Below are 19949 nucleotides of genomic sequence, written 5' to 3' on the forward strand. Positions count from 1 at the left end.
AGCGCCGGTTCCCTTCCCCAGGAGGCGTGTTGAGCGAGATCATCCTCATGTCCGACCCGAGGGTCGCCGCGATACCCGTCGGGGACTGCGGCGATCGGCTCCTGGACGTCCGGAGCGGCGCCGCGCTGCCGGTCGACGAGCGCAAGCAGGACGGCACCGGGGCCTTCGCGCACCTGCGGGCCGGCGTGCTCGACCGGCTGCTCGACGCGCAGGCGGCGCTGCCGGACGGCCTGCGGCTGCTGTTCGTCGAGGGCTACCGGCCGCCGGCGCTCCAGAGCCGCTACTTCGACGAGTACGCCGCCGAGTTGCGGGCCGCGAACCCCGGCTGGCCGGACGAACGGATCAGGTCGGCGGCCAGCCGCTACGTCTCGCCGCCGGAGATCGCGCCGCACAGCGCCGGGGCCGCCGTCGACCTCACCCTGGTCGACGCCGACGGCCGCGAACTCGACCTCGGCACCAGGGTCAACGCCAATCCGGAGGAGAGCGCCGGAGCCTGCTACACCCACGCCGAGAACATCGGCGCCCGGGCCCGCGCCAACCGGCGGCTGCTCGGTGCCGTCCTGACCGGCGCCGGGCTCGTCAACTACCCCACCGAGTGGTGGCACTGGTCGTACGGGGACCGCTACTGGGCGCTGGCCACCGGCGCGCCGTCCGCGCTCTACGGACCGGCGCACCGGTAGCAGGCACCCGCTGCGACACGCGCCCGGCGGAGCCCTGCCGGCCGGGGCCCCGGCCCGGGGGCAAGATGGCGTCGACACCGCACCGCACCCCGTGTTCCCGCCGGTGCGGGCGTACCTGGACGCCACGCTCGCCGGCTGGTCCCGGCCCAACAAACCGCCCGACAAACCGCCGGGCAAATCGCCGATCAAATCTATGATGGCGGACATGGGCGTTCAGCATTCCACCGGCGAATCCGTCATCCGTGTCGTGGGGGCGGCCGTCAACAACCTCAGAAACGTCAGCCTGGATCTGCCGAAGAAAGCCCTGACCGTCGTCACGGGAATTTCCGGATCCGGCAAGTCCTCGCTCGTGCTCGACACGGTCGCCGCCGAGGCGCAGCGCCTCGTGAACGACACGTACGCCTCCTTCGTACGGAACCGGCTGCCGCACATGCCGGCGCCCGAGGTGCAGTCGATGAGCGGCCTCACCTTCACCGCGATCATCGACCAGCGCCGCTTCACCGGGAACTCCCGGTCGACCGTCTCCACCGCCTCCGACATCGCCCCGCTGCTCAGGCTCGTGTTCTCGCGGATCGGTGAGCCCTCCGCCGGGTACTCGCCCGCGTACTCCTTCAACGACCCGGCGGGCATGTGCCCCGACTGCGAGGGCCTCGGCACCGTCGTCGACATCGACGTCGAGGAGCTGATCGACCCGGACCTGAACATCGACGAAGGGCCCGTGCGGTTCAGCCAGTTCCGGCCCGGCGTCTACCGCTGGAAACGCTTCGCCCACTGCGGACTGTTCGACCGGAAGAAGCCGCTGCGGGATTACACGGACGAGGAGATGCGGCTCTTCCTCTACGCGGACCAGTACAAACTGCCGAACCCCGATCCGCAATTCCCCAAGACCGCCCGCTTCGACGGCGTCATCACCCGGATGCGCGACGTCTACGTGAAGAACCGCCCGACCAAGATGTCCCCGCAGGTGCACGAGGAACTGGAACGCCTCACCACCCGTCGGGTCTGCCCCGGGTGCGACGGCGCCCGGCTGAACGCCGCCGCCCGCGCCAGCCTCGTCGACGGGCGTTCGATCGTGGACTGGTCGGCCCTGTCGGTCGCCGACCTGCGCGAACTCCTGGACGCGGTGGACGATCCGCGCGTGGCACCGGCCCTGGCCGGCATCCGGCACACGCTGGACGCGCTGCTCTCGGTCGGGCTCGGCTACCTCTCGCTCGACCGCGAGTCGTCGACCCTCTCCGGCGGCGAGGCCCAGCGGGTGAAGATCGTCCGGCACCTCGGCAGCGCCCTCACCGACATCACCTACGTCTTCGACGAGCCCTCGACCGGCCTCCACCCCGCCGACGTGCGGCGGCTCAACCAGCTCCTGCTGAGGCTGCGCGACGCGGGCAACACCGTCCTCGTCGTGGAGCACCACCCCCAGGTGATCCGCGTCGCCGACCACGTGGTCGACATGGGGCCGGGCGCGGGGGCGGACGGCGGCCTCGTACGGTTCGAGGGGACGCCGGAGGAACTGCGCACCAGCGACACCGTCACCGGGCGGCTGCTCTCCACCCCGCTGGAGTTGCGGCGCACGGTCCGCGAGCCGCGCGACCACGTCCGGGTCGTCCGCGCCTCGGCGCACAACCTCACCGGCTTCGACGTCGACATCCCGATCGGTGTCCTCACCGCCGTCACGGGCGTCGCGGGCTCCGGCAAGAGCTCCCTCGCCACCAACGAACTCCCGCGCCAGCACCGTGAGTTCACGGTGGTCGGACAGGATCCGCTGCGCGGCGGCGTACGGTCGATGTCGCTGAGCGTCCTCGGCGTCGCCGACGGAGTGCGCGAGGCGTTCGGCGCGGCGTCCGGGCTCGAACCGGCCTGGTTCAGCTTCAACTCCAAGGGGGCCTGCCCCGCCTGCCGGGGCAAGGGCCACATCACCACCGAACTCGCCTTCCTGGACGACGTCGCCACCCCCTGCGACGCCTGCGGGGGCGAACGCTTCAACTCCACGGCCCTGAAGGCGAAGCTCGACGGCCACACGATCGCGGACGTCCTGCGGATGACGGCGGGCTCCGTGGCCGGACTCTTCTCCGGCCGCCCGGACATCGCGGAGCCGATGAGGTGGCTGGAGCGCGTCGGGCTCGGCTACACCGCCGTCGGGCAGTCGCTCGACACCCTCTCCGGCGGCGAGAAGCAGCGCCTCCTGCTCGCCCGGCACCTCAGTGCCTCCGCCGGTTTCGCCGAGGAACGGATCGTCCTCGACGAACCGACGACCGGCCTGCACCCCAGCGACGTGGAACGCCTGGACGGGCTCTTCGCCGAACTGGTGGACGCGGGCGCGACCCTGGTCGTCGTCGAGCACAACCTCCGCGTCGTGGCCCAGGCCGATCACGTGATCGACATCGGTCCCGGCGCCGGTTCGGACGGCGGCCGCCTGCTCTTCACCGGCCCGCCGGCCGAACTGGCCCGCCGGACGGACTCGCTCACCGGCAGGGCCCTGGCGGAGGCGGCGGCCGGGTAGCACGGGGCGCGCCCCCGTACGCTGTCCCGCAGCACCGGGAACGAAGGCGTTCGGGGGAGCCAGTGGAACTACGTCAGTTGCGCGTCTTCGAGGCCGTCGTCACCCACCGCACGGTCACCGGCGCGGCCGTGGCGCTCGGGCTCGCCCCGTCCTCCGTCTCCGAACAGGTCCGCACCCTCGAACTCAGCCTCGGCACCGACCTGTTCGACCGGGCCAGGCGCGACATGACCCTCACCTCGGCCGGGGAACGGCTGCTGCCGTGGTCCCGGCGCCTGCTCGACCAGGCCGAGCAGGCACGCCGCGAAGTCGTCGTCACCCGGGCCCGCCTCCGCCTCGGCGTCCTGGCGGCCATCGCCGCCACCCACCTCCCCGCGGCCCTGGCCCGCCTCACCGACCGACGGCCCGGCCTGGACATATCCCTCCACACCGAGCCCTCCCGGGACGCCCTCCTCGCCGGCGTCGCCGCCGGAGCCCTGGAGGCGGCCCTCATCCTCGACCTCCCCGGGCCGCTCGGCGCCCTCGGCTTCCCCCTGCCGCCCGCCCCGCTCGACCACCGCGACCTCCAGCACGTCCCCCTCGCCCTGGTCGCCGCCCCCACCCACCCCCTCGCCCGCGCCACCACCCTCACCCGCGAGAACCTCCGCGGCCACCGCCTCCTCGTCGACTCCCCCGCCTGCTCCTACCACCTCGCCGGCGAACGCCTCCTCGGCCACCACGTCCGACGCCTCCACACCGGCGCCGTCCCCGTCACCCGCGCCTGCGCCGAACAGGGCCTCGGCATCGCCCTCCTCCCCGCCTCCGCCGTCCACGACCGCCTCACCGCCGGCACCCTCACCCGCCTCCCCCTCGACCCCCCGCCCCTCCACCTCCGCCTCTTCTGGCGCACCGACCACGAACCCCTCCCTGGCCTGCGCGATGCCACGGTCGCAGCCATGTCAGGATCGGCCCCGTTCCTCTAGGATCACGAGGTTCGACCCTCACCGAAAGACCATCGGCGCCGTGGGCGCCGCATAAATTCCAGAGAACACGATGACCGAAAAGCTCACACCCGTCGGGGGACTCCCCCTGGAACCCGCACCACCGGGCAGCACGACCGTCCTCCCCCTTCGCCAGGACCGCCCGGCCGCGGCCACCGGCGACGCCGGCGCACCGGGCCTCCCACCGAAGGCCGCACGCCCGCCGCGCATCCTGGTGCTCGACGGGCTGCGCCTCGTCGCCGCCGTGTCGGTGCTCGGCTTCCACTACCTGGCCGGGGCGGAAACCGTCCCCTGGCAGCGGACCTCGACGGAGCTCTTCCCCCGGCTCCACCGCCTCGCCGGGTTCGGCTGGCTCGGCGTGGTGTTCTTCTTCATGATCAGTGGCTTCGTCATCTGCATGTCCAGCTGGGGCAAGTCGCTGCAGAAGTTCTGGCAGAGCCGGGTCCTGAGGCTGTTCCCGCTCTACTGGGCCGCGGTCGTGATCGGCACGCTCGCCAACCGCTACGGCCCCCACCCCCCGGGCGAACAACGGATCACGCTCAGCCAGATGCTGACCAACCTGACGATGCTCCACGAACCGCTGGGGGTACGGCACGTGGACACCGTCTCCTGGACGCTCTGGATCGAGCTGCGCTTCTACATCATCTTCTCCGTCGTCGTCCTGCTGGGCACCAACGTCCGCCGGGTCTCCACCTTCTGCTGGTGCTGGGCACTGGCCGGCGTGTTCGTGCCGAAGGCCGGCATTCCCCTGCTCGACACGCTCCTCTTCCCCGACTGGGCGCCGTTCTTCATCGCGGGCGTGGCCTTCTTCCTGCTCCGCAAGGAGGGCCGGATCACGGGCGAAACGCTCGGCATCCTGGTCCTGTCCTGGTTGCTGGTCCAGCAACACCTGCCCGCGGTCATGGCCGCCGAGGGACACGGCATCGACTGGAAGGCCTGCCTGACCGCCATCACCGCCATGTACGGCCTGATGTTCCTCGTGGCGCTGGGCAAGCTGGACAGGATCCAGTGGCGCTGGCTCCCCGTCGCCGGGGCGATCTCCTACCCGCTCTACCTCATCCACCAGTCGGTCGGCGTGCGACTGATCTGGCGCTGGAACGAGCGCCTCGGCGCCTGGACGACGCTGGTCTCCGTCACCACGGCGATGCTCCTCGCCGCCTGGCTGCTCTACCGCTTCGTCGAGAAGCCGCTCACCCCGCACCTCCGCCGCCTGCTGGCTCGCTCCCTCCCGAGCCCCCGGCTCCCGTCCCCCACCAGCCCACTGGCCCGCTAGGCACGAATCCGTCGCCGGCCACCCCACGGGCGGCCGGCGACGGCCCGTCGAACCGCGCGGCGTCAGGCCTTGGGGCCCGCGGACTGGACGACCTCGAAGGACCAGAGGGTCGAGCCGGAGGCGGCGGGGCGCTTGGGGGCCTCGCCGGAGGCGCCGTTCTGGTGGGCGGCCTTCATCGGGCCCTCCATCCAGGCCTTGAAGTCCTCCTCGCTGCGCCAGCGGGTGTAGACCAGGTACTGGTCGGTTCCCTCGACGGGGCGGAGGAGTTCGAACCACTCGAAGCCGTCCGAGTTCTCCACCGCGCCGGCCCGGGAGGCGAAGCGCTGCTCCAGCACCTCGCGCTGTTCGGCCGGCACCGTCAGGACGTTGATCTTGACGACGGACATTGGCGCACACTCCTTCTGCTCCGGTGACTGCTTACGGGGAGCAGTCTGCTACACCTCACAAGCCGCGGCTCAGGCGATCCACGGCGGGAGGACGCGCTGGTCGTCGCGCGGGGCGAGGCCGCAGGCGCCCTCGGGGGTGCGGGCGTCGGGGTTGTAGGCGTGGGCGGGCGAGGGGGAGGCGACGACGGCGGTGAAGCCGTCGGTGGTGGCGATCTGCCGGACGGCGCCGGCCGGGAGGACCGCGGTGTCCCCGGCGGCGAGGGTGAGGGCCTCCCCCGCGAGGTCGACCCGGGCGCTGCCGGTGAGCAGCGTCCAGACCTGCTCGGTGTCCATGGCGTGCAGCGGGCCCCGCGCGCCGGCGGTCATGTCCACGTGCCAGACGGCGAGGGCGGCGGAGCCCTGGGTGGGCGAGGCGTAGGTGGTCATGACGGCGTTCGGGGTCGAGGTGCGGCGGGCATCGGCGGAGCGGATGACGGGCATGGCGAAGGAACCCCCTACGATGGACAATGAAGTTGTCTATATGGTCAATGAGGTTGTCTATCGTGTCAAGCGAACCGCCCCCGCCGGGCTTCGAGCTGCCGCTTCGCCTGCTGCTCGCCTTCCGGACGATCATCGACGAGCTGCACGAGCGCATCGCCCGCGAGGGCCATCCCGACCTGCGCCCCATGCACGGCTTCGTCTTCCAGGCGATCGGCCCGCAGGGCACCACCGCCTCCGAGCTCGGCCGCCGTCTCGGCGTCACCAAGCAGGCGGCGGGCAAGACCGTCGACAACCTGGAACAGCTCGGCTACGTCGAGCGCGCCGCCGACCCCGCCGACACCCGGCGCAAGCTGGTCCGGCTCACCGGGCGCGGGGTGGACTGCCTGGTCCGCTCGGCCCGGATCTTCGACGAGCTGCGCGAGGAGTGGTCGGCGGCCCTGGGCGAGGAGCAGCTGCGGCAGCTGGAGGACGGGCTGCGCCGGCTCGCCCCCGGCGACCCGTTCCGCCTCGACACCCCGCGCTGGTTCGGCACGCCGTAAGCCCCGTACCGGCGTCAGGAGTCGGGCAGTCCGCGGGTCGCGAGGGTCTGGTTCTTGTACGCCTTCACGCCGGTGACCTCGGCGCCGAACCACTCCGGCGCCGAGAACGCCGCCGCCTCCGCCTCCGAGCCGAACTCGACCTCGACGGTGCGCAGCCCGGCCAACTCGCCCTGGTAGACGTCCGCGTAGACGGTGACGCCGGACGCGTCGAAGGTGTAGCGCTCCTTGACCAGGCGGGCGCCCTCGGTGGCCGGCCAGAGTTCGGTGAACTCCCGCTCCTCCAGCTCGCGTTCCACCTCGATCCGGACCGGCGCGCCGGCCGAGGAGGCCTTCCGCTTGACGCCGAGGACGCGGCTGCCGCCGATCCGCCGCAGCCGTACCTCCGTCCCGTCGTCCTTGATCGCGATGTAGCCCTGCTCGATGTGCTGCCGCACCGCCGTCTCCGGTGGCTCGAAGGCACCCAGCAGGAACTTGCGCTCGATTTCGAGCGGCATGGCCGCACCATCCTTCCCCGACACGGCGAAGGGGCCGTCAGAACGACCGCCCCTCCCCACGGTACGGCCCCTCCGGCCCCGCCGGGTCCGGCCGGTCGCGCCGGTCCGCGCAGAGCGAGGAGCTGAGCCGGTTCAGCAGCCCGGCGAGTTCGGCGTGCCGCTGCTCGTCCCAGTCCCCCAGCAGTTCGGCGAGCTGGGTGCGCCGGGCGGCGACCAGTCGCAGGGCCGCCTCCTCGCCCTGTTCGGTGAGCCGCAGCGGCAGCCGGCCGGCCCGCGCCGCCAGCCCCCGGCCCTCCACCTCCCGGACGGCCTCCTCGATGACGGAGACCGGTACGACCCGCCGCTCGGCCAGTTCGGCCGGCTCGACCGAGCCGTGCTGGTGCATCTGGAGGAGCAGCCAGCTGGAGGCGGGCAGCAGGTCCAGCCCGGCGGTCTCGGTGATCCGCCGGAAGAGGTCGCGCCGGGCCTCACGGCTGTTCAGCACGGCGAGCGCGCGGGCGATCTCGTCCAGCGAGCTGCGCTCCACCGGGTTGACCCCGATGGACTCGCTCAGGTCCGGCGCGGTGACGGTGGAGCGCAGCTTCTGTTCACGCAGGAACAGCGACAGCACGAAGGCGACCACCGCGATCGGCACCGCGTACAGGAACACCCTGGTGATCGACTCGGCGTACGCGTGGTAGACCCCTGGCTGGACGGCGGCCGGCAGCTGGGGAATGACCCGGGGGTCGGAGGTGATGACCTCCGGCCGGAATCCGGGCGGCAGCGGCACCCCCGCCAGGGCGTCGGCGAGCCGGCTGCGCAGCCCGCTCGCGAAGATCGTCCCGAAGATGGAGACGCCGAAGGACGCCCCGATGGAGCGGAAGAAGGTGGCGCCCGCGGTGGCCACGCCGAGGTCCTCGTAGCCGACCGAGTTCTGCACGATCAACACCAGCACCTGCATCACCAGGCCGAGTCCGAGGCCGAAGACCAGGAAGTAGAGGCTCATCTCGGCGGTGCTGCTGTGCTCGTCCAGCCGGGAGAGCAGCAGCAGTCCGACGGTGGTCACGGCCGTCCCGGCGATCGGGAAGGCCCGGTAGCGGCCGGTGCGGGCGACGATCTGTCCCGAGCCGATCGAGGTGAGCAGCATCCCGAGCACCATCGGCAGCATGTGGATGCCGGACATGGTGGGCGAGACCTGCTGGACCACCTGGAGGAAGGTCGGCAGGTAGGTCAGCGCGCCGAACATCGCGAAGCCGATCACGAAGGAGATCACCGCGACCAGGCTGAACGTCCGCGAGCGGAACAGCCACAGCGGCAGCACCGGCTCCACCGCGGTCCGTTCGACCAGGACGAAGGCGAGCAGCAGCACCAGCCCGAGCACGCCGAGGCCGACGATCTGCCAGGAGCTCCAGGCCCAGGTGGTCCCGCCGAGCGAGGTCATCAGCACCAGGCAGGTGGCGACGGCGGCGATCAGGGCGGTGCCCGGGTAGTCGATCCGGTGCTCGCGCCGGACCTCAGTCCCGTGCAGCACCGCCGCGATCACCACCAGGGCGACGATGCCGATCGGCAGGTTGATGTAGAAGACCCAGCGCCAGCTGAGGTGGTCGACGAACACCCCGCCGAGCAGCGGTCCGAGCACGCTGGTGACGCCGAACACGGCGCCGAAGAGGCCCTGGTAGCGGCCGCGGTCCCGGGGGGCGACGAGGTCGCCGACGATCGCCTGGGAGAGCACCATCAGCCCGCCGCCGCCCAGGCCCTGGAGGGCGCGGAAGGCGATCAGCTCGCCCATGTTCTGGGCGATCCCGCAGAGCACCGAGCCGAGCAGGAAGATCACGATGGAGGCCTGGAAGAAGCGCTTCCGGCCGTACATGTCGCCGAGCTTGCCCCACAGCGGGGTGGCGGCGGTGGAGGCCAGCAGGTAGGCGGTGACCACCCAGGAGAGGTGGTCGAGGCCGCCGAGGTCGCTGACGATGGTCGGCAGCGCGGTGGAGACGATGGTCTGGTCGAGGGCCGCGAGCAGCATCGCCAGCAGCAGGGCCCCGATCGGCACCCAGAGGTTGGGGACGGTGACCGCCGGCGGGCCGTTCCCGCCCGCGGCGCTCCCGCCCGCGGGGCTCTCGGACGCGGCGCGCGGATCCGTCATGGCGTCTCCATGGGGTCGCGGGCCCGTCGGCCGGGCCGTGCGGATGATCACTCCCAGCTCACCGCGCTGGTCGGTTCGTCCCGAAATGTTCCATCGGGTTGAGCCGAGCGTAAGCGCCGGGGACAACCGCCGCGCCCCGGACGTTCTCGGAGGAGCCAACCGGCACCAACCGGCACAACATCCCCGCCGAGGGGCGGACGCCCCTGTCCACCCTCCGGACAGTCCTGCATAATCAGGCGCGATCGTGCGCCCGGCCCGCTCGGAACGTACGCCGAACGACCGAAACATCCGCCCGCGGAATCGACGCGAAACCGAGGAGGACCGGCCGATGCCGGACCAGCACTGCCCGACGTGCGGCACCGCACGCTCCACCGGGTGCGGCTGCGTCCCGGACCCGAGCCTCACCGAGACCGCCGTCCTGCCCCACATCGAGGGCCCGCCGCTGGTCCGCCCGTACGTTCCGCAGACCGCCGGCCAGGTGGCCGACGAGGCCCACCCGGGCGCCCCGGTGGTGGACCCCTTCGCGACCACGATGCTGCCGCCGGTCCCCCCGGGGCGGCCCGGTCCGCCGGCCTCTCCCCCGCTCGGCCCGGACGCGGACGCGTACGCCACCACCGTCTTCCCGCCCGTCGGCCCGGGGCAGGCCCCGTTCGGGCCCGGCACCGGCGACCACCCGGACGCGTACGCCACCACCGTGCTGCCGCCGGTCCCGCCCGCCGGGCCGGGCGGCGCCCCCGGGTACCCGGCGGCCGCGCAGGCCCGGATGCAGCCGCAGACGCAGCAGCAGACACGGACGCAGCCGCAGACGCCGTCTCCGACGCCGGACGGGAACGAGATCGGCCTCTTCCCGTTCGGACAGGGCCCGGACACGCCCGCGCCGGAGGCCGGCGGCGGCCGGGCCGCCAGACGGGCGGCCGAGCAGGCCGAAGAGCACCCGCTCGCCCGGCGCAAGGGGCTGCTCGCCGGAGTCGGCGCCGCCCTGATGGCGCTCACCATCGGCATCGCGTACGCGGTGACGCCCTCCGACGAGCCGCCGGCCAAGCAGGCGCAGCCACTGCCGACGACCACCCTGGCGCCCGCCCCGGTGGACCCGCCCACCCTGGCGACGCCCACCCCGAGCACGGCGCCGCCGACCAGCGAGGCACCCAGCCCGACGCCGACCCCCACCCGCAAGCCGAGCCCGACGAGGACGGTCGCCGCCCCGACGCCGGCACCCACGCCGACCCCCGAGGCCCCCTCCGCGCCCCCGCCCCCGGTCCAGGTGCCCACGCCGACCCCCACCCCGACGCCCACCCCGGCCGCGACGCCCACCACGTCCCCGACCGCGGCCCCGACCCCCCGGGTGCTGCAGTACGGGATGAGCGGCCCCGACGTCACCACGCTCCAGCAGCAGCTCGCCAAGGTCGTGTGCTGGGCGACGGTGCCGGTGACCGGCCAGTACGACGACACCACCGTGAACACCGTCGGCTACGTCCAGTGGATCTGGGACATCAAGGGCGACAAGCGGGGCGTCTTCGGCCCCAACACCCGTGCCGCCCTGGACAAGCGCAACAGCTGCTGACCGCCGGGCGTCAGCGGGTGACCGCCCGCGTCAGCCGGTGATCGCCCCGAAGATGCTGATGCCCGCCAGCACCACCATGATCGTCGCCGCCACCCGGATGATCAGCTTCATCGGCACGTGCTTGAGCAGCTTCTGCCCACCCACGATGGCGATCCCGCCGACCGCGCACAGCGCCAGCCAGGAGCCGATGCCGACGGCCAGCGGGTCGGCGTACTTGGCGGCCAGGTTGGCGGTCATGATCTGGGTCAGGTCGCCGAACTCGGCGATCGCGACCACCACGAAGCTCGCCCCGGACACCTTCCAGAAGCTGTTCGAGGACGGCTCCTTGGCCGCGTGCTCGTCCTCGTCGCCACCTCCGTGGAACAGCAGCATCGCCGCGCCGACCAGGAACAGCGCGCCGGTGACGCCCTCCACCCAGCGGTGCGGCAGCAGCGTGAGCAGGTGCCCGGCGACGAGCGCGAGGCCCACCTGGAGGGCGAAGGCGGCGGCGATGCCCGCGAAGACGTAACTCGCGCGGTACTTGGTGCCGAGCACCAGGCTGGCCAGCGCGGTCTTGTCCGGCAGTTCGGCCAGGAAGATGATGCCGAAGGTCAACGCGGCAACGGTGAGACTCATCAGAAGTTTCCTCGGTCGGGCTGCCCGGCCACCGCGGCTCCGTCAGGGGACGCTCCGGCCCGACAGCACTGGTCATGGTCACAGCACTGCGGCCGAAGGTCTCGCCGGCGCCGCCCTTCGGACGGTGCCCCGGGCGCCGGGCCCCTGGGGGCCAGTATGTCGACGGTCCGGTGGAGGGCTACTCCCCTTCAACGGCCCCAAGCGTACCCGACGGCGTCAACCACCTCTCCCCGGGAACCCTGCCGGTCCCCGGAGGCCGCCCCGCCTACCTGGCGGCCCCGCCCGGCTCGGCCGCGATCAGCCCGCGGCCGACCAACTCCAGCACCACCACGATGGCCACCGACTCCACCGCCAGCAACCCGATCAGGACGAACAGCTGCACCGCCCCCGCCTGGACCGGCGAGGCCCCGCCCAGCAGCATCCCGACGAACGCCCCCGGCAGGGTGACCAGGCCGACCGTCCGGGTCTGGTCCAGCGCAGGGACCAGTGAGGTCGCCGCCGCCGTCCGGCAGATCTCCAGCCGGGCATCGCGCTCCTCGAAGCCGAGCGCCAGCGCGGCCTCCACCTCGCCGTGCCGCAGCCGCAGCTCGTCCAGTGCCCGCCGGCCGGCCAGCGAGGTCGCGCTGAGCGCGCCGCCGATCAGGATGCCCGCGACCGGGATGACGGACAGGCCCCGGGGCGGCAGCAGTCCGACGCCCAGCAGCAGGGCGAGCACCGGCAGCACCCCGGCACCGATCGGGGCGGCCGCCCGGACCCAGTCCGGCCCCGGGGTCATCCGACGCCCCGCGGTGCGCACCGCGACGGTGAACATCAGCACCACGAACAGCGCCGACCACCAGAGCGAACCGACCACCCAGGTGATCACCGCGGCGACCGCGGCCAGCTGCACCACCGCGCGCAGCCCGGCCCGCAGCACCGCGTGCCCGTGGCCGAGCAGGCACCAGCCGGCCACCGCGACGGCGGCCAGCAGCAGCACCGCGGTGACCACCCCGAGCACCGGGGTGACCGGCAGCAGCTGGCCCCCGGCCGCCGCCAGATCCACCGGGACCATCAGTTCCAGCCCGTCACGTCACGTATCCAGCCCATCGGCCCGGCCCGTCAGATCCAGCTGGTGAACCACATCCGGTCCTGCCAGGACGACATCGGGATCACCTCCGCCGTGTAGAGCGGGTAGAAGAAGGCGAAGCAGCCGACGATGGCGAGCACGATCGCCCCGGCTCCGATCGCCCCGATCCGGCGGCGCTCCGGACTGCATCCGGCCGGGCCGAGCATCGCCCCGAGCATCTGGGCGACGGCCAGGCACAGGAACGGCACCAGCACGACCATGTAGAAGGAGAAGATCGTCCGCTCCTGGTACTGGAACCAGGGCAGGTAGATCCCGGCCACCGCGCACAGCACCGCGCCCGAGCGCCAGTCCCGCCGGAAGAACCAGCGCCACAGCAGGTAGACCAGCGCGAAGCAGGCCGTCCACCACAGGAACGGCGTGCCGAGGCCGAGGATCTGGGCCGCGCAGCCGCCCGAGGAGGTGCAGCCGCGCTGCCCGTCCGGGATCTGCTCCCAGTACATCGAGACCGGGCGGCCGTCGACCAGCCAGGAGAACGGGTTGGACTGGTAGGTGTGCGGGGTGCTCAGGCCGGTGTTGAAGTCGTACATCTGCGCGTGGTAGTGCCACAGGCTGCGCAGCGGCGCGGGCACCCAGCTCATGGAGACCTGCGGCAGCGGGATGCCGAGGACGCTGTCCGGGGAGAGCCCGGCGCGCCCGTCCGCCCAGTGCCGGTCGTAGCCGCCCCCGCCGTCGGCGCCGGTGCCGCCGGTGGCCAGCCAGCCGCTCCAGGAGCCGACGTACACCACGAAGGCGGAGCCGACCATGGCGAGGAAGGCGGGGACGGCGTCCCGGCGCAGCATGGAGCGCCAGGGGCGGCGGGCCCCCGCCCCGCGGCGGCCGGACTGGTCCCACAGGACGGTCAGGATGCCGAAGGCGGCGAGGATCATCGCGCCGTTCCACTTGACCGCGCAGGCCGCGCCGACGAACACCCCGGCGGCGATCCGCCAGGGGCGCCACCCGAGCCGGACCCTGTCGCCGTCGACGGCCGCGGCCAGCCGGGCGCGGACGTGGTCGCGGTCGATCAGCAGGCTGCCGAAGGAGGCGAGCACGAAGAACATCTGGATGCCGTCGAGCAGGCCGACCCGGCTCATCACCAGCTGGAGGCCGTCCACCGACATCAGCAGTGCGGCGGTGCAGCCGAGCAGGGTGGAACCGAGGAGCCGGCGGCCGATCCGGGCCAGCATCAGCACGGCGACGGTGCCGAGCAGGGCGGTCATGAACCGCCAGCCGAAGGGGGTCAGTCCGAACAGCTGCTCGCCGATCGCCATCACCCACTTGCCGAGCGGCGGGTGCGCGATGAACTCGGGCGCGGAGCTCAGCGGGATCGACTGCGGGTGGCCCAGGATGTCGGCGTTGGCGTGGTCGGGCCAGGTGCCCTCGTAGCCCTGCCGGAGCAGCGACCAGGAGTCCTTGGGGTAGTACGTCTCGTCGAAGACGAAGGCACGGGGGTAGCCGAGGTTCCAGAACCGCAGCAGGCCTGCGAAGAGCGCGACGCCGATCGGTCCGAGCCAGCCGGAGCGGTCGGCCGCCCAGCGGACCAGGCCCCCGCGCGGGGCCGGTGCCGGGGTGGAAGGGGCCGGGGCCGCCGGTGGGTGCGTGAGCGCCGCTTGCGTCATAGCCTCGCCGATTCGCCTGTCTGCTCTGCCTGTGTCCTGGCTCTGCCCGGCGCTTGGCTCGCCCCGGGGCCTGCCGCGCCGGCCGGGGCCGGGGCGGCGGTCAACAGCCACTGACACTATGTGGCGGTGCTCGCGAAGCCAAGCGCGACGGGCGCCGACCAGGTGACCTGGTCGGCGCCCGTCGTGAACGCCCCTCGGGGCCGTTCCGCTATGCGGCGGTCTGGAGCTCCCGGACCGGGACCGAGTGGACCACGGCCGGGGCCGCGTTGTCCTGCTCCGGCGTGAGGTACGGACGCAGCCGCATCGCCATGACGACGATCAGCACCGTGGAGCCCGCCATGGCCGCCAGGTAGAGCGGCCAGGTGCCGGAGCCGACCAGCAGCACGCCGACGGCCGGGCCGACCGCGATCGCGATCTGCTTCACCAGGGAGTACCCGGCGTTGTAGGTGCCGAGCATCCGGGCCGGGGCGAGGTCCGCGACGATCGGGCCCATGGTGGGTGCGAGCAGCGACTCACCGACCCCGAAGAGGGCGTAGATCGAGACGATGGCGACCGTGGCGGCCATGGTCTCGGTCCTGATCAGACCGGCCACCAGGGCCATCGCCCAGGCGCCGAGCCAGACCACGCCGGCCGCGGCCATCGCGGTGGTGCGGCGGCGGCGCGCGGTGATCCGCACCATGAACATCTGGAGCACCACGATGGTCAGCGCGTTGGCGCCGATCGCGAAGCCCAGGGTGGAGGGCGCGGTGCCGACGGTGTCGGTGGCGAAGGCCGCGACGCCGGACTCGAACTGGCCGTAGCAGGTGAAGAAGATCAGCCCGGCGAGCAGGCAGAGCCGCAGCATCGCCTTGTCGGCGACCAGGGCGCGCAGGCCGGTCGGGCCCTCGGTCTTCTCCTGGACGACGCTCAGCTGGAGCTTGGGCATCCGGGCGGTGCCGGTGACCAGGGCGAGGCCGAGGAAGGTGGCCGCCTCGATGGTGAACAGCCGGGTGAGGCTGGCCGGGTCCGACACGTTCACGATCTGCCCGCCGACCAGCGCACCGATGCCCATGCCCAGGTTGACCAGGGTGAACTGGAGCGCGAAGGCGTGCGAGCGGGTGGCCGCGGTGGAGCAGCGGACGATCATCGTGGCGAGCGCCGGCTGGCAGGTGGTGACACCCGCGCCGAACAGGAAGGAGGAGACCAGCAGGGCCGGGGTGCCGGTGGCGTGGCCGAAGGCGAACGCGCCGGTGGCGGCGAGCGCCGTCCCGGCCAGCAGCACCGGGCGGGGGCCGTACCTGTCGATGCCGCGGCCGATGAACGGGAGCACGGCGAGGGCCGCCAGCGCGAAGACGGTGAACACCATCCCGGCCGCCAGCGAGCCCAGCCCGCGCACCTGGTCCACGTACACGAACATGTACGGCATCGTGAAGCCGCTGCCGAACGCGCTGAGCGCGTTGCCGATCTGGACGCGGCGCAGCGGGCCGCCCGCTCCACGCCGCTGCTGCCTCTGCTGCTTCACCGTGCCGGTCACCGTGCACATCCCTTCCTGGTTTCGACTGGATACTCTTAGATCCAGAAGAGTTCAGAGCTAAAGTTTGACGAGATAAAGTCTTAGCACCGGAAGAGTGCGGAGTCAAAGGCTTAAGGAGTGCACGCTCGTGCGACACTGGTCCGCATGACTACGGACAAGCCGCGGCCGGCCACCGGCAAGCCCGCCCCGGCCACCCCCCTGGAGTTCGGCATCGCCGAGCAGGTGGCCCTCTACCAGCGGGAGTTCCCCACCGTCGACCCCCAGGTGGAGACGATCGTGCAGACCCTCAACCGGGTCTCCCGGCGGATGGGCGTGGCGTACGACCGGCAGCTGACTGTGCTCGGAATCACCTCCGCCGAGTGGGAGGTGCTCAAGGCGCTGGTGGTCTCCGGCAGCCCGTACCGGCTCGGCCCCGGCGAGCTGGCCAAGCGGCTCGGGCTCACCCCGGCGGCGATGACGCACCGGATCGACCGGATGCTGGCCGACGGCCTGGTCACCCGGGAGCGGGACGAGAGCAACCGGGTGCGGGTGATCATCGAGCTGACCGAGACCGGCCGGGACAAGTGGCTGGAGTCGATGCGGATGGCGGCGGTGTTCGAGGAGGAGCTGCTCCAGGACGTCCCGGCCGAGGACCGGACCGTGCTCTCCTCGATGCTGGAGCGGATGCTGCGGCGGATCGAGGAGAGCCGCCCGGACGCGCCCGGACGCACCTCCGACCCGGCGTAGCCCGCGGGAGGCGGCCCCGGAAGCGACACGGGGAGCCGCCCCGGGAGCGACCCGGGGGCCCGGAGAACAGCCGGGGCGCACAGCCGGGGCGCACAGCCGGGAGCGCTGCCGGGGAGAACGCATGAGTCCGGCCTGCCGGGAGGATGATCCTCCCGGCAGGCCGGACTCGTCACGTCAGGTGCTGCGAGGGTCCGTCAGGCCCTCGGCGGTCCGTCGACCGTCAGCAGGGACCGTTGTCGGTCCAGACGCCCCACTGGCCGCTCTGGCTCGGGTCGTCGCCCTTGGTCCACCACTTGTTGGTGTAGTAGTGGCCCTTCCAGGAGACCTTGGTCGAGGTCGCGTAGGTGGTGTTGGTGTCCCAGCTCGGCGCGGCCTGGCAGGCCGGCCCGGTCGGGGTGCCGGTCGGGGTACCGGTCGGCGTGCCCGTGGGGGTGCCGGTCGGGGTGCCGGTCGGCGTCCCGGTGGGGGTGTCGGTCGGGGTCGGGGTCGGCGTGCCGGTCGGCGGGGCCGGGCAGCCGGTGGCGGAGCCGTTGGTGGCGCTCACGACCTTGTCCCACAGCGCGGTCTTGGTGCCCAGGTCGTACAGCGAGAAGACGAAGGCGCCGCCGAGACCGTTGCAGTGCGCGTAGTCGAGCTTGGCCTGGATCGACTTGGCGTCCTCACCGCTCCAGAAGGTGTTGCCGTCGTAGAAGTACGTGGCCTTCGCCTCGTCGTCCCAGAAGGTCTTGGCCGGGTTGTCGACGAAGCCCGCGAGCTCCTTGTACATCTGGATGCCGGGGACGTTGCCCGAGTTCGCGGCGCCGCCCGCGGGGGCGGTGGCGGGCTGGAAGAGCCCGTGCTTGCCGTTGTCCTTCACCCCGGTCCAGCCGCGGTAGTAGAACGGCACACCCATGTTGATCTTGTTGGCGGGGAAGCCGCCGGGGATGCCGTACTCCTTGTCACCGACGGTCCACGCCTTGATGGCGTTGTCGATGGAGTACTTGCCGTTGCCCGGCTTGGCCGGACCCGACGGGTCGTTCGGGCCGGAGTAGAGCGCGGCCTGGTGGTTGGTCGGACCCTGCGGGTCCCAGCCACCGTGCATGTCGTAGGTCATGACGTCGAGGAAGGTCAGGTACTGACCGATCTTGTCGGTCTCGACGTTCATGATCTTGTCCTGGCCGGCGCCGACCGCCGCCGCCAGGGCGTAGGTCTTGCCGTCCGTCTTGCCCTGGGCGTCCAGCTGGGTGCGGAACTCCTTCAGCAGGGCCGTGAAGTTCTGCTTGTCGGCCGGGCTGGAGATGTTGCCGGTGTGGCCGCCGCCGCCCGGGTACTCCCAGTCGATGTCGATGCCGTCGAAGACGCCGGCACCCGTGCCCGGTCCGCCGAAGCCACCCTCCTGCGGGAGGTTGCCCTTGATGAACATGTCGAGGCAGGACGACACCAGGTGCTTGCGCGAGGCGTCCGTGGCGGAGGCCGGCGAGAAGTACTTGGAGTAGGTCCAACCACCGATGGAGAGCAGGACCTTGAGGTTCGGGTTCTTCGCCTTCAGCTTCTTCAGCTGGTTGAAGTTGCCCGCGATCGGCTGGTTCCAGACGTCGCCGACGCCGTCGACCGAGATGTCCGCGCCGAAGCTCTTCTGGTAGTCGGCGAACGCGTCGGCCGCGCCGTCACCCGCGTTGGGGTTGTTGTCGTTCGTGTCGGCGGCCTTGGTCGCCTGGAAACACCCGAGGTCGGTCGGGTGGATGTTGGCGAAGTCGTAGATCAGGTAGTCCAGGTTCTTGGCGACGCCGGTGTCCTGGATCGTCTTGGGGTAGTACGCGTTCGCGTAGATCGACCACTGGTCGAAGTAGGCGACCTTGATGCCACCGCTGCTCGCGGCCGCACCGGTGGAGTTGGTGGTCGCGGCGTTGGCCGCGGCGCCGCCGGACAGCGCCAGGCCGGCGCCGAGCAGCAGGGAGGCGGTGGTGCCGGCCGCGATGGCGGCCAGGCTCTTGGGACGGCGGCGCCGGCCCTCCTGCGGAGCCGGGGTCCCGGCCCTTTCAATGCGTGAGCGCAGCATGGGTGCGTGACTCCTGGTTGTGGGGGGTCCCGTCGCCCCGGGGGCACGCGTCCGGGGTGGGGCCGGACGACCGGGACATGACAGGCATGGGTGGGGAATCGAGCGGTTTCAGACCATGACGGACTACCGGGATGTGCCAAACCGGCGTCAGCAGCACAAGGCTGCTGACGCCGGTTCAGGGGCTCCCTGCACCTGGGCAATAAAAATGGACTAGACCAACTGCCCCGTCAAGGGGTCCTGTTGGGCCTTGAGCCCCGCTTAAGGTTCCAACCCCCTGCTGAGCTGGGCGGTTTCGGCTTGAGTCAGTAGCGGACGGCGTTGGCCACCTCGGCCTTCACCGTGCCGGTGAGCTCCCGGTTGCCGTGCGCGGTGGCCTGGGCGCTCTGCCCCGCGGCCACGTCCTGGACGGTCACCGCGGTCGCGTCCAGCACCTTGCCGGACTCGTCGGTGAAGTTCAGCTGGATCACGTACCGGTACGACTGCTGCCCGTGGTTGGTGACGGTCAGCGGCACCTGCGCCTTGCCGTCCGAACCGGTGGTCACCGCCCCGGCCGTGACGTCCCCCTTCGCGTCCAGCCCGCCCTTGATCCCGGCGACGGCCGAGGAGGCCGCCGACACCGCCGCCGAGGCCTTCGCCTCCGCCGAGGCGATCGCCGCGCCCGCCCCGCCGGCCGCCGTGGCCAGCGCCGAGGCGGCGGAGGCGGCGGCACTCGCGCCCTTCTCCACCGCTGCCGCCGCCTCGGAGGCCACGGTGCTCGCGCTCTTGCCGGACGAGCAGCCGGCCAGCACCGCGGCGCCGAACACCGCCAGCGCCACCACCCCCGCCGCCACGCGTCGTCGGCTGCGCACCGGCGGTGCGTCCAGGTCCTGCGCGGTGGCCCTCGGCGGGGTCGGGGAGCTGGCGCGGGTGAGCGGCTGGCGGTCCATGCGGTCCCTCGTTTCCGGTCGGCGCCGGGCCTCCCGGCACGCCTCCCCGCCCACCCTCCGAGGGCCGGTGGACCGCCGCCAGCAGGGCTGCTGCCTCCGGGTGAAGCGACCGCCGGGCCGCAGGACGGCAGGCCGTGCGAGAACGGGCCCCGGGACAGCCCTACGACAGCCCCGAGCCCTCCTGGGCGTCCGTCTCCACCGCGGCCCGCTCCTCGCGCAGCCGCACCGCGTGCCGGCGCCGCGCGACCACGCCGTACGCCCCGGCGGCGCTCGCCACGAAGGCCGCCAGCCCGACCCACGGGCGGTCGAGGACGTGGCCGGTCAGGTGGTCCAGCGAGTACCGGCCCGCGCCGGCCAGACCGATCGCCAGCCCGGTCGCGCCGAGGAAGGCCGGGTAC

At 72.4% G+C, this 19949-nt stretch carries 17 protein-coding genes and 1 pseudogene; 7 read left to right on the forward strand and 11 right to left on the reverse strand.

The window, feature by feature from the left end:
* Nucleotides 1-29: 29 nt before the first annotated feature.
* From BU198_RS30880 to BU198_RS30895, 4 genes are all read left to right on the forward strand, one after another.
* On the forward strand, nt 30-680 hold the full coding sequence (locus tag BU198_RS30880) for a M15 family metallopeptidase (RefSeq protein ID WP_188300154.1): 651 nt from the start codon (nt 30-32) through the stop codon (nt 678-680).
* 205 nt (nt 681-885) lie between these two features.
* Nucleotides 886-3180: an excinuclease ABC subunit UvrA gene (locus BU198_RS30885; protein ID WP_188300155.1), complete on the forward strand. Its 2295-nt coding sequence runs from the start codon at nt 886-888 to the stop codon at nt 3178-3180.
* Between the two features lie 62 nt (nt 3181-3242).
* Nucleotides 3243-4139 carry a LysR family transcriptional regulator gene (locus BU198_RS30890; protein ID WP_188300156.1) on the forward strand — a complete coding sequence of 299 codons (897 nt, stop codon included), beginning with the start codon at nt 3243-3245 and terminating at the stop codon, nt 4137-4139.
* A 70-nt stretch (nt 4140-4209) separates the two neighbouring features.
* Nucleotides 4210-5430: an acyltransferase family protein gene (locus BU198_RS30895; protein ID WP_188300157.1), complete on the forward strand. Its 1221-nt coding sequence runs from the start codon at nt 4210-4212 to the stop codon at nt 5428-5430.
* Between the two features lie 62 nt (nt 5431-5492).
* Here the strand turns inward: BU198_RS30895 and BU198_RS30900 are convergent, their stop codons facing one another.
* Entirely contained in the window at nt 5493-5816 is a 324-nt protein-coding gene (locus BU198_RS30900; protein ID WP_188300158.1) for an antibiotic biosynthesis monooxygenase family protein, read from the reverse strand.
* Nucleotides 5817-5885: 69 nt separating this feature from the next.
* Nucleotides 5886-6323: a cupin domain-containing protein gene (locus BU198_RS30905; RefSeq protein WP_223245189.1), complete on the reverse strand. Its 438-nt coding sequence runs from the start codon at nt 6321-6323 to the stop codon at nt 5886-5888.
* 20 nt (nt 6324-6343) lie between these two features.
* Between BU198_RS30905 and BU198_RS30910 the strand changes: the two genes are divergently transcribed.
* On the forward strand, nt 6344-6835 hold the full coding sequence (locus BU198_RS30910; RefSeq protein WP_188300159.1) for a MarR family winged helix-turn-helix transcriptional regulator: 492 nt from the start codon (nt 6344-6346) through the stop codon (nt 6833-6835).
* A 14-nt stretch (nt 6836-6849) separates the two neighbouring features.
* On the opposite strand, the gene BU198_RS30915 is transcribed toward BU198_RS30910, so the two are convergent.
* Both BU198_RS30915 and BU198_RS30920 read right to left on the reverse strand, forming a co-directional pair.
* Nucleotides 6850-7329, reverse strand: a complete 480-nt coding sequence (locus BU198_RS30915; protein WP_188300160.1) for a CYTH domain-containing protein — start codon at nt 7327-7329, stop codon at nt 6850-6852.
* Nucleotides 7330-7366: 37 nt separating this feature from the next.
* Complete coding sequence (locus tag BU198_RS30920) at nt 7367-9451, reverse strand: MFS transporter (RefSeq protein ID WP_188300161.1); 2085 nt, start codon at nt 9449-9451, stop codon at nt 7367-7369.
* Between the two features lie 328 nt (nt 9452-9779).
* Here BU198_RS30920 and BU198_RS30925 point away from each other — a divergent pair, with 328 nt between their 5' ends.
* On the forward strand, nt 9780-11012 hold the full coding sequence (locus BU198_RS30925) for a peptidoglycan-binding domain-containing protein (RefSeq protein WP_188300162.1): 1233 nt from the start codon (nt 9780-9782) through the stop codon (nt 11010-11012).
* A gap of 30 nt (nt 11013-11042) precedes the next feature.
* Here the strand turns inward: BU198_RS30925 and BU198_RS30930 are convergent, their stop codons facing one another.
* The 4 genes from BU198_RS30930 to BU198_RS30945 all read right to left on the reverse strand — a co-directional run bounded on the left by BU198_RS30930 (nt 11043) and on the right by BU198_RS30945 (nt 15861).
* Entirely contained in the window at nt 11043-11630 is a 588-nt protein-coding gene (locus BU198_RS30930) for a TMEM165/GDT1 family protein (RefSeq protein WP_188296349.1), read from the reverse strand.
* A gap of 262 nt (nt 11631-11892) precedes the next feature.
* Nucleotides 11893-12678 (reverse strand): ABC transporter permease, encoded by a 786-nt coding sequence (locus BU198_RS30935; protein WP_188296347.1) that lies wholly within the window; start codon nt 12676-12678, stop codon nt 11893-11895.
* Nucleotides 12679-12725: 47 nt separating this feature from the next.
* Nucleotides 12726-14348 (reverse strand): dolichyl-phosphate-mannose--protein mannosyltransferase, encoded by a 1623-nt coding sequence (locus tag BU198_RS30940; RefSeq protein WP_188296346.1) that lies wholly within the window; start codon nt 14346-14348, stop codon nt 12726-12728.
* Nucleotides 14349-14556: 208 nt separating this feature from the next.
* A complete protein-coding gene (locus BU198_RS30945; protein ID WP_317620038.1) occupies nt 14557-15861 on the reverse strand; it encodes an MFS transporter in 1305 nt (434 codons plus the stop codon).
* Nucleotides 15862-16005: 144 nt separating this feature from the next.
* On the opposite strand from BU198_RS30945, the gene BU198_RS30950 reads away from it, so the two are divergent.
* Nucleotides 16006-16587: a MarR family winged helix-turn-helix transcriptional regulator gene (locus tag BU198_RS30950; protein ID WP_188296344.1), complete on the forward strand. Its 582-nt coding sequence runs from the start codon at nt 16006-16008 to the stop codon at nt 16585-16587.
* 220 nt (nt 16588-16807) lie between these two features.
* On the opposite strand, the gene BU198_RS30955 is transcribed toward BU198_RS30950, so the two are convergent.
* The 3 genes and pseudogenes from BU198_RS30955 to BU198_RS42770 all read right to left on the reverse strand — a co-directional run.
* Nucleotides 16808-18625, reverse strand: a complete 1818-nt coding sequence (locus BU198_RS30955; RefSeq protein ID WP_188296343.1) for a glycosyl hydrolase family 18 protein — start codon at nt 18623-18625, stop codon at nt 16808-16810.
* A 302-nt stretch (nt 18626-18927) separates the two neighbouring features.
* Nucleotides 18928-19551 (reverse strand): FxLYD domain-containing protein, encoded by a 624-nt coding sequence (locus BU198_RS30960; protein ID WP_188300163.1) that lies wholly within the window; start codon nt 19549-19551, stop codon nt 18928-18930.
* A 160-nt stretch (nt 19552-19711) separates the two neighbouring features.
* Nucleotides 19712-19949 (reverse strand): annotated as a pseudogene (locus BU198_RS42770) (RpiR family transcriptional regulator); the annotation flags it as partial.

It is taken from the genome of Streptomyces sp. CBMA156 (assembly GCF_014596515.1).
Taxonomy (GTDB): Bacteria; Actinomycetota; Actinomycetes; order Streptomycetales; family Streptomycetaceae; genus Kitasatospora.

Excerpts from the sequence above, each read along its gene's own strand:
- BU198_RS30885 (WP_188300155.1), top strand. The coding sequence starts at position 886 with ATGGGCGTTCAGCATTCCACCGGCGAATCCGTCATCCGTGTCGTGGGG.
- BU198_RS30895 (WP_188300157.1), top strand. The coding sequence starts at position 4,210 with ATGACCGAAAAGCTCACACCCGTCGGGGGACTCCCCCTGGAACCCGCA.
- BU198_RS30900 (WP_188300158.1), bottom strand. The coding sequence starts at position 5,816 with ATGTCCGTCGTCAAGATCAACGTCCTGACGGTGCCGGCCGAACAGCGC.
- BU198_RS30910 (WP_188300159.1), top strand. The coding sequence starts at position 6,344 with ATGAGGTTGTCTATCGTGTCAAGCGAACCGCCCCCGCCGGGCTTCGAG.
- BU198_RS30915 (WP_188300160.1), bottom strand. The coding sequence starts at position 7,329 with ATGCCGCTCGAAATCGAGCGCAAGTTCCTGCTGGGTGCCTTCGAGCCA.
- BU198_RS30920 (WP_188300161.1), bottom strand. The coding sequence starts at position 9,451 with ATGACGGATCCGCGCGCCGCGTCCGAGAGCCCCGCGGGCGGGAGCGCC.
- BU198_RS30925 (WP_188300162.1), top strand. The coding sequence starts at position 9,780 with ATGCCGGACCAGCACTGCCCGACGTGCGGCACCGCACGCTCCACCGGG.
- BU198_RS30935 (WP_188296347.1), bottom strand. The coding sequence starts at position 12,678 with ATGGTCCCGGTGGATCTGGCGGCGGCCGGGGGCCAGCTGCTGCCGGTC.
- BU198_RS30940 (WP_188296346.1), bottom strand. The coding sequence starts at position 14,348 with ATGACGCAAGCGGCGCTCACGCACCCACCGGCGGCCCCGGCCCCTTCC.
- BU198_RS30950 (WP_188296344.1), top strand. The coding sequence starts at position 16,006 with ATGACTACGGACAAGCCGCGGCCGGCCACCGGCAAGCCCGCCCCGGCC.
- BU198_RS30955 (WP_188296343.1), bottom strand. The coding sequence starts at position 18,625 with ATGCTGCGCTCACGCATTGAAAGGGCCGGGACCCCGGCTCCGCAGGAG.
- BU198_RS30960 (WP_188300163.1), bottom strand. The coding sequence starts at position 19,551 with ATGGACCGCCAGCCGCTCACCCGCGCCAGCTCCCCGACCCCGCCGAGG.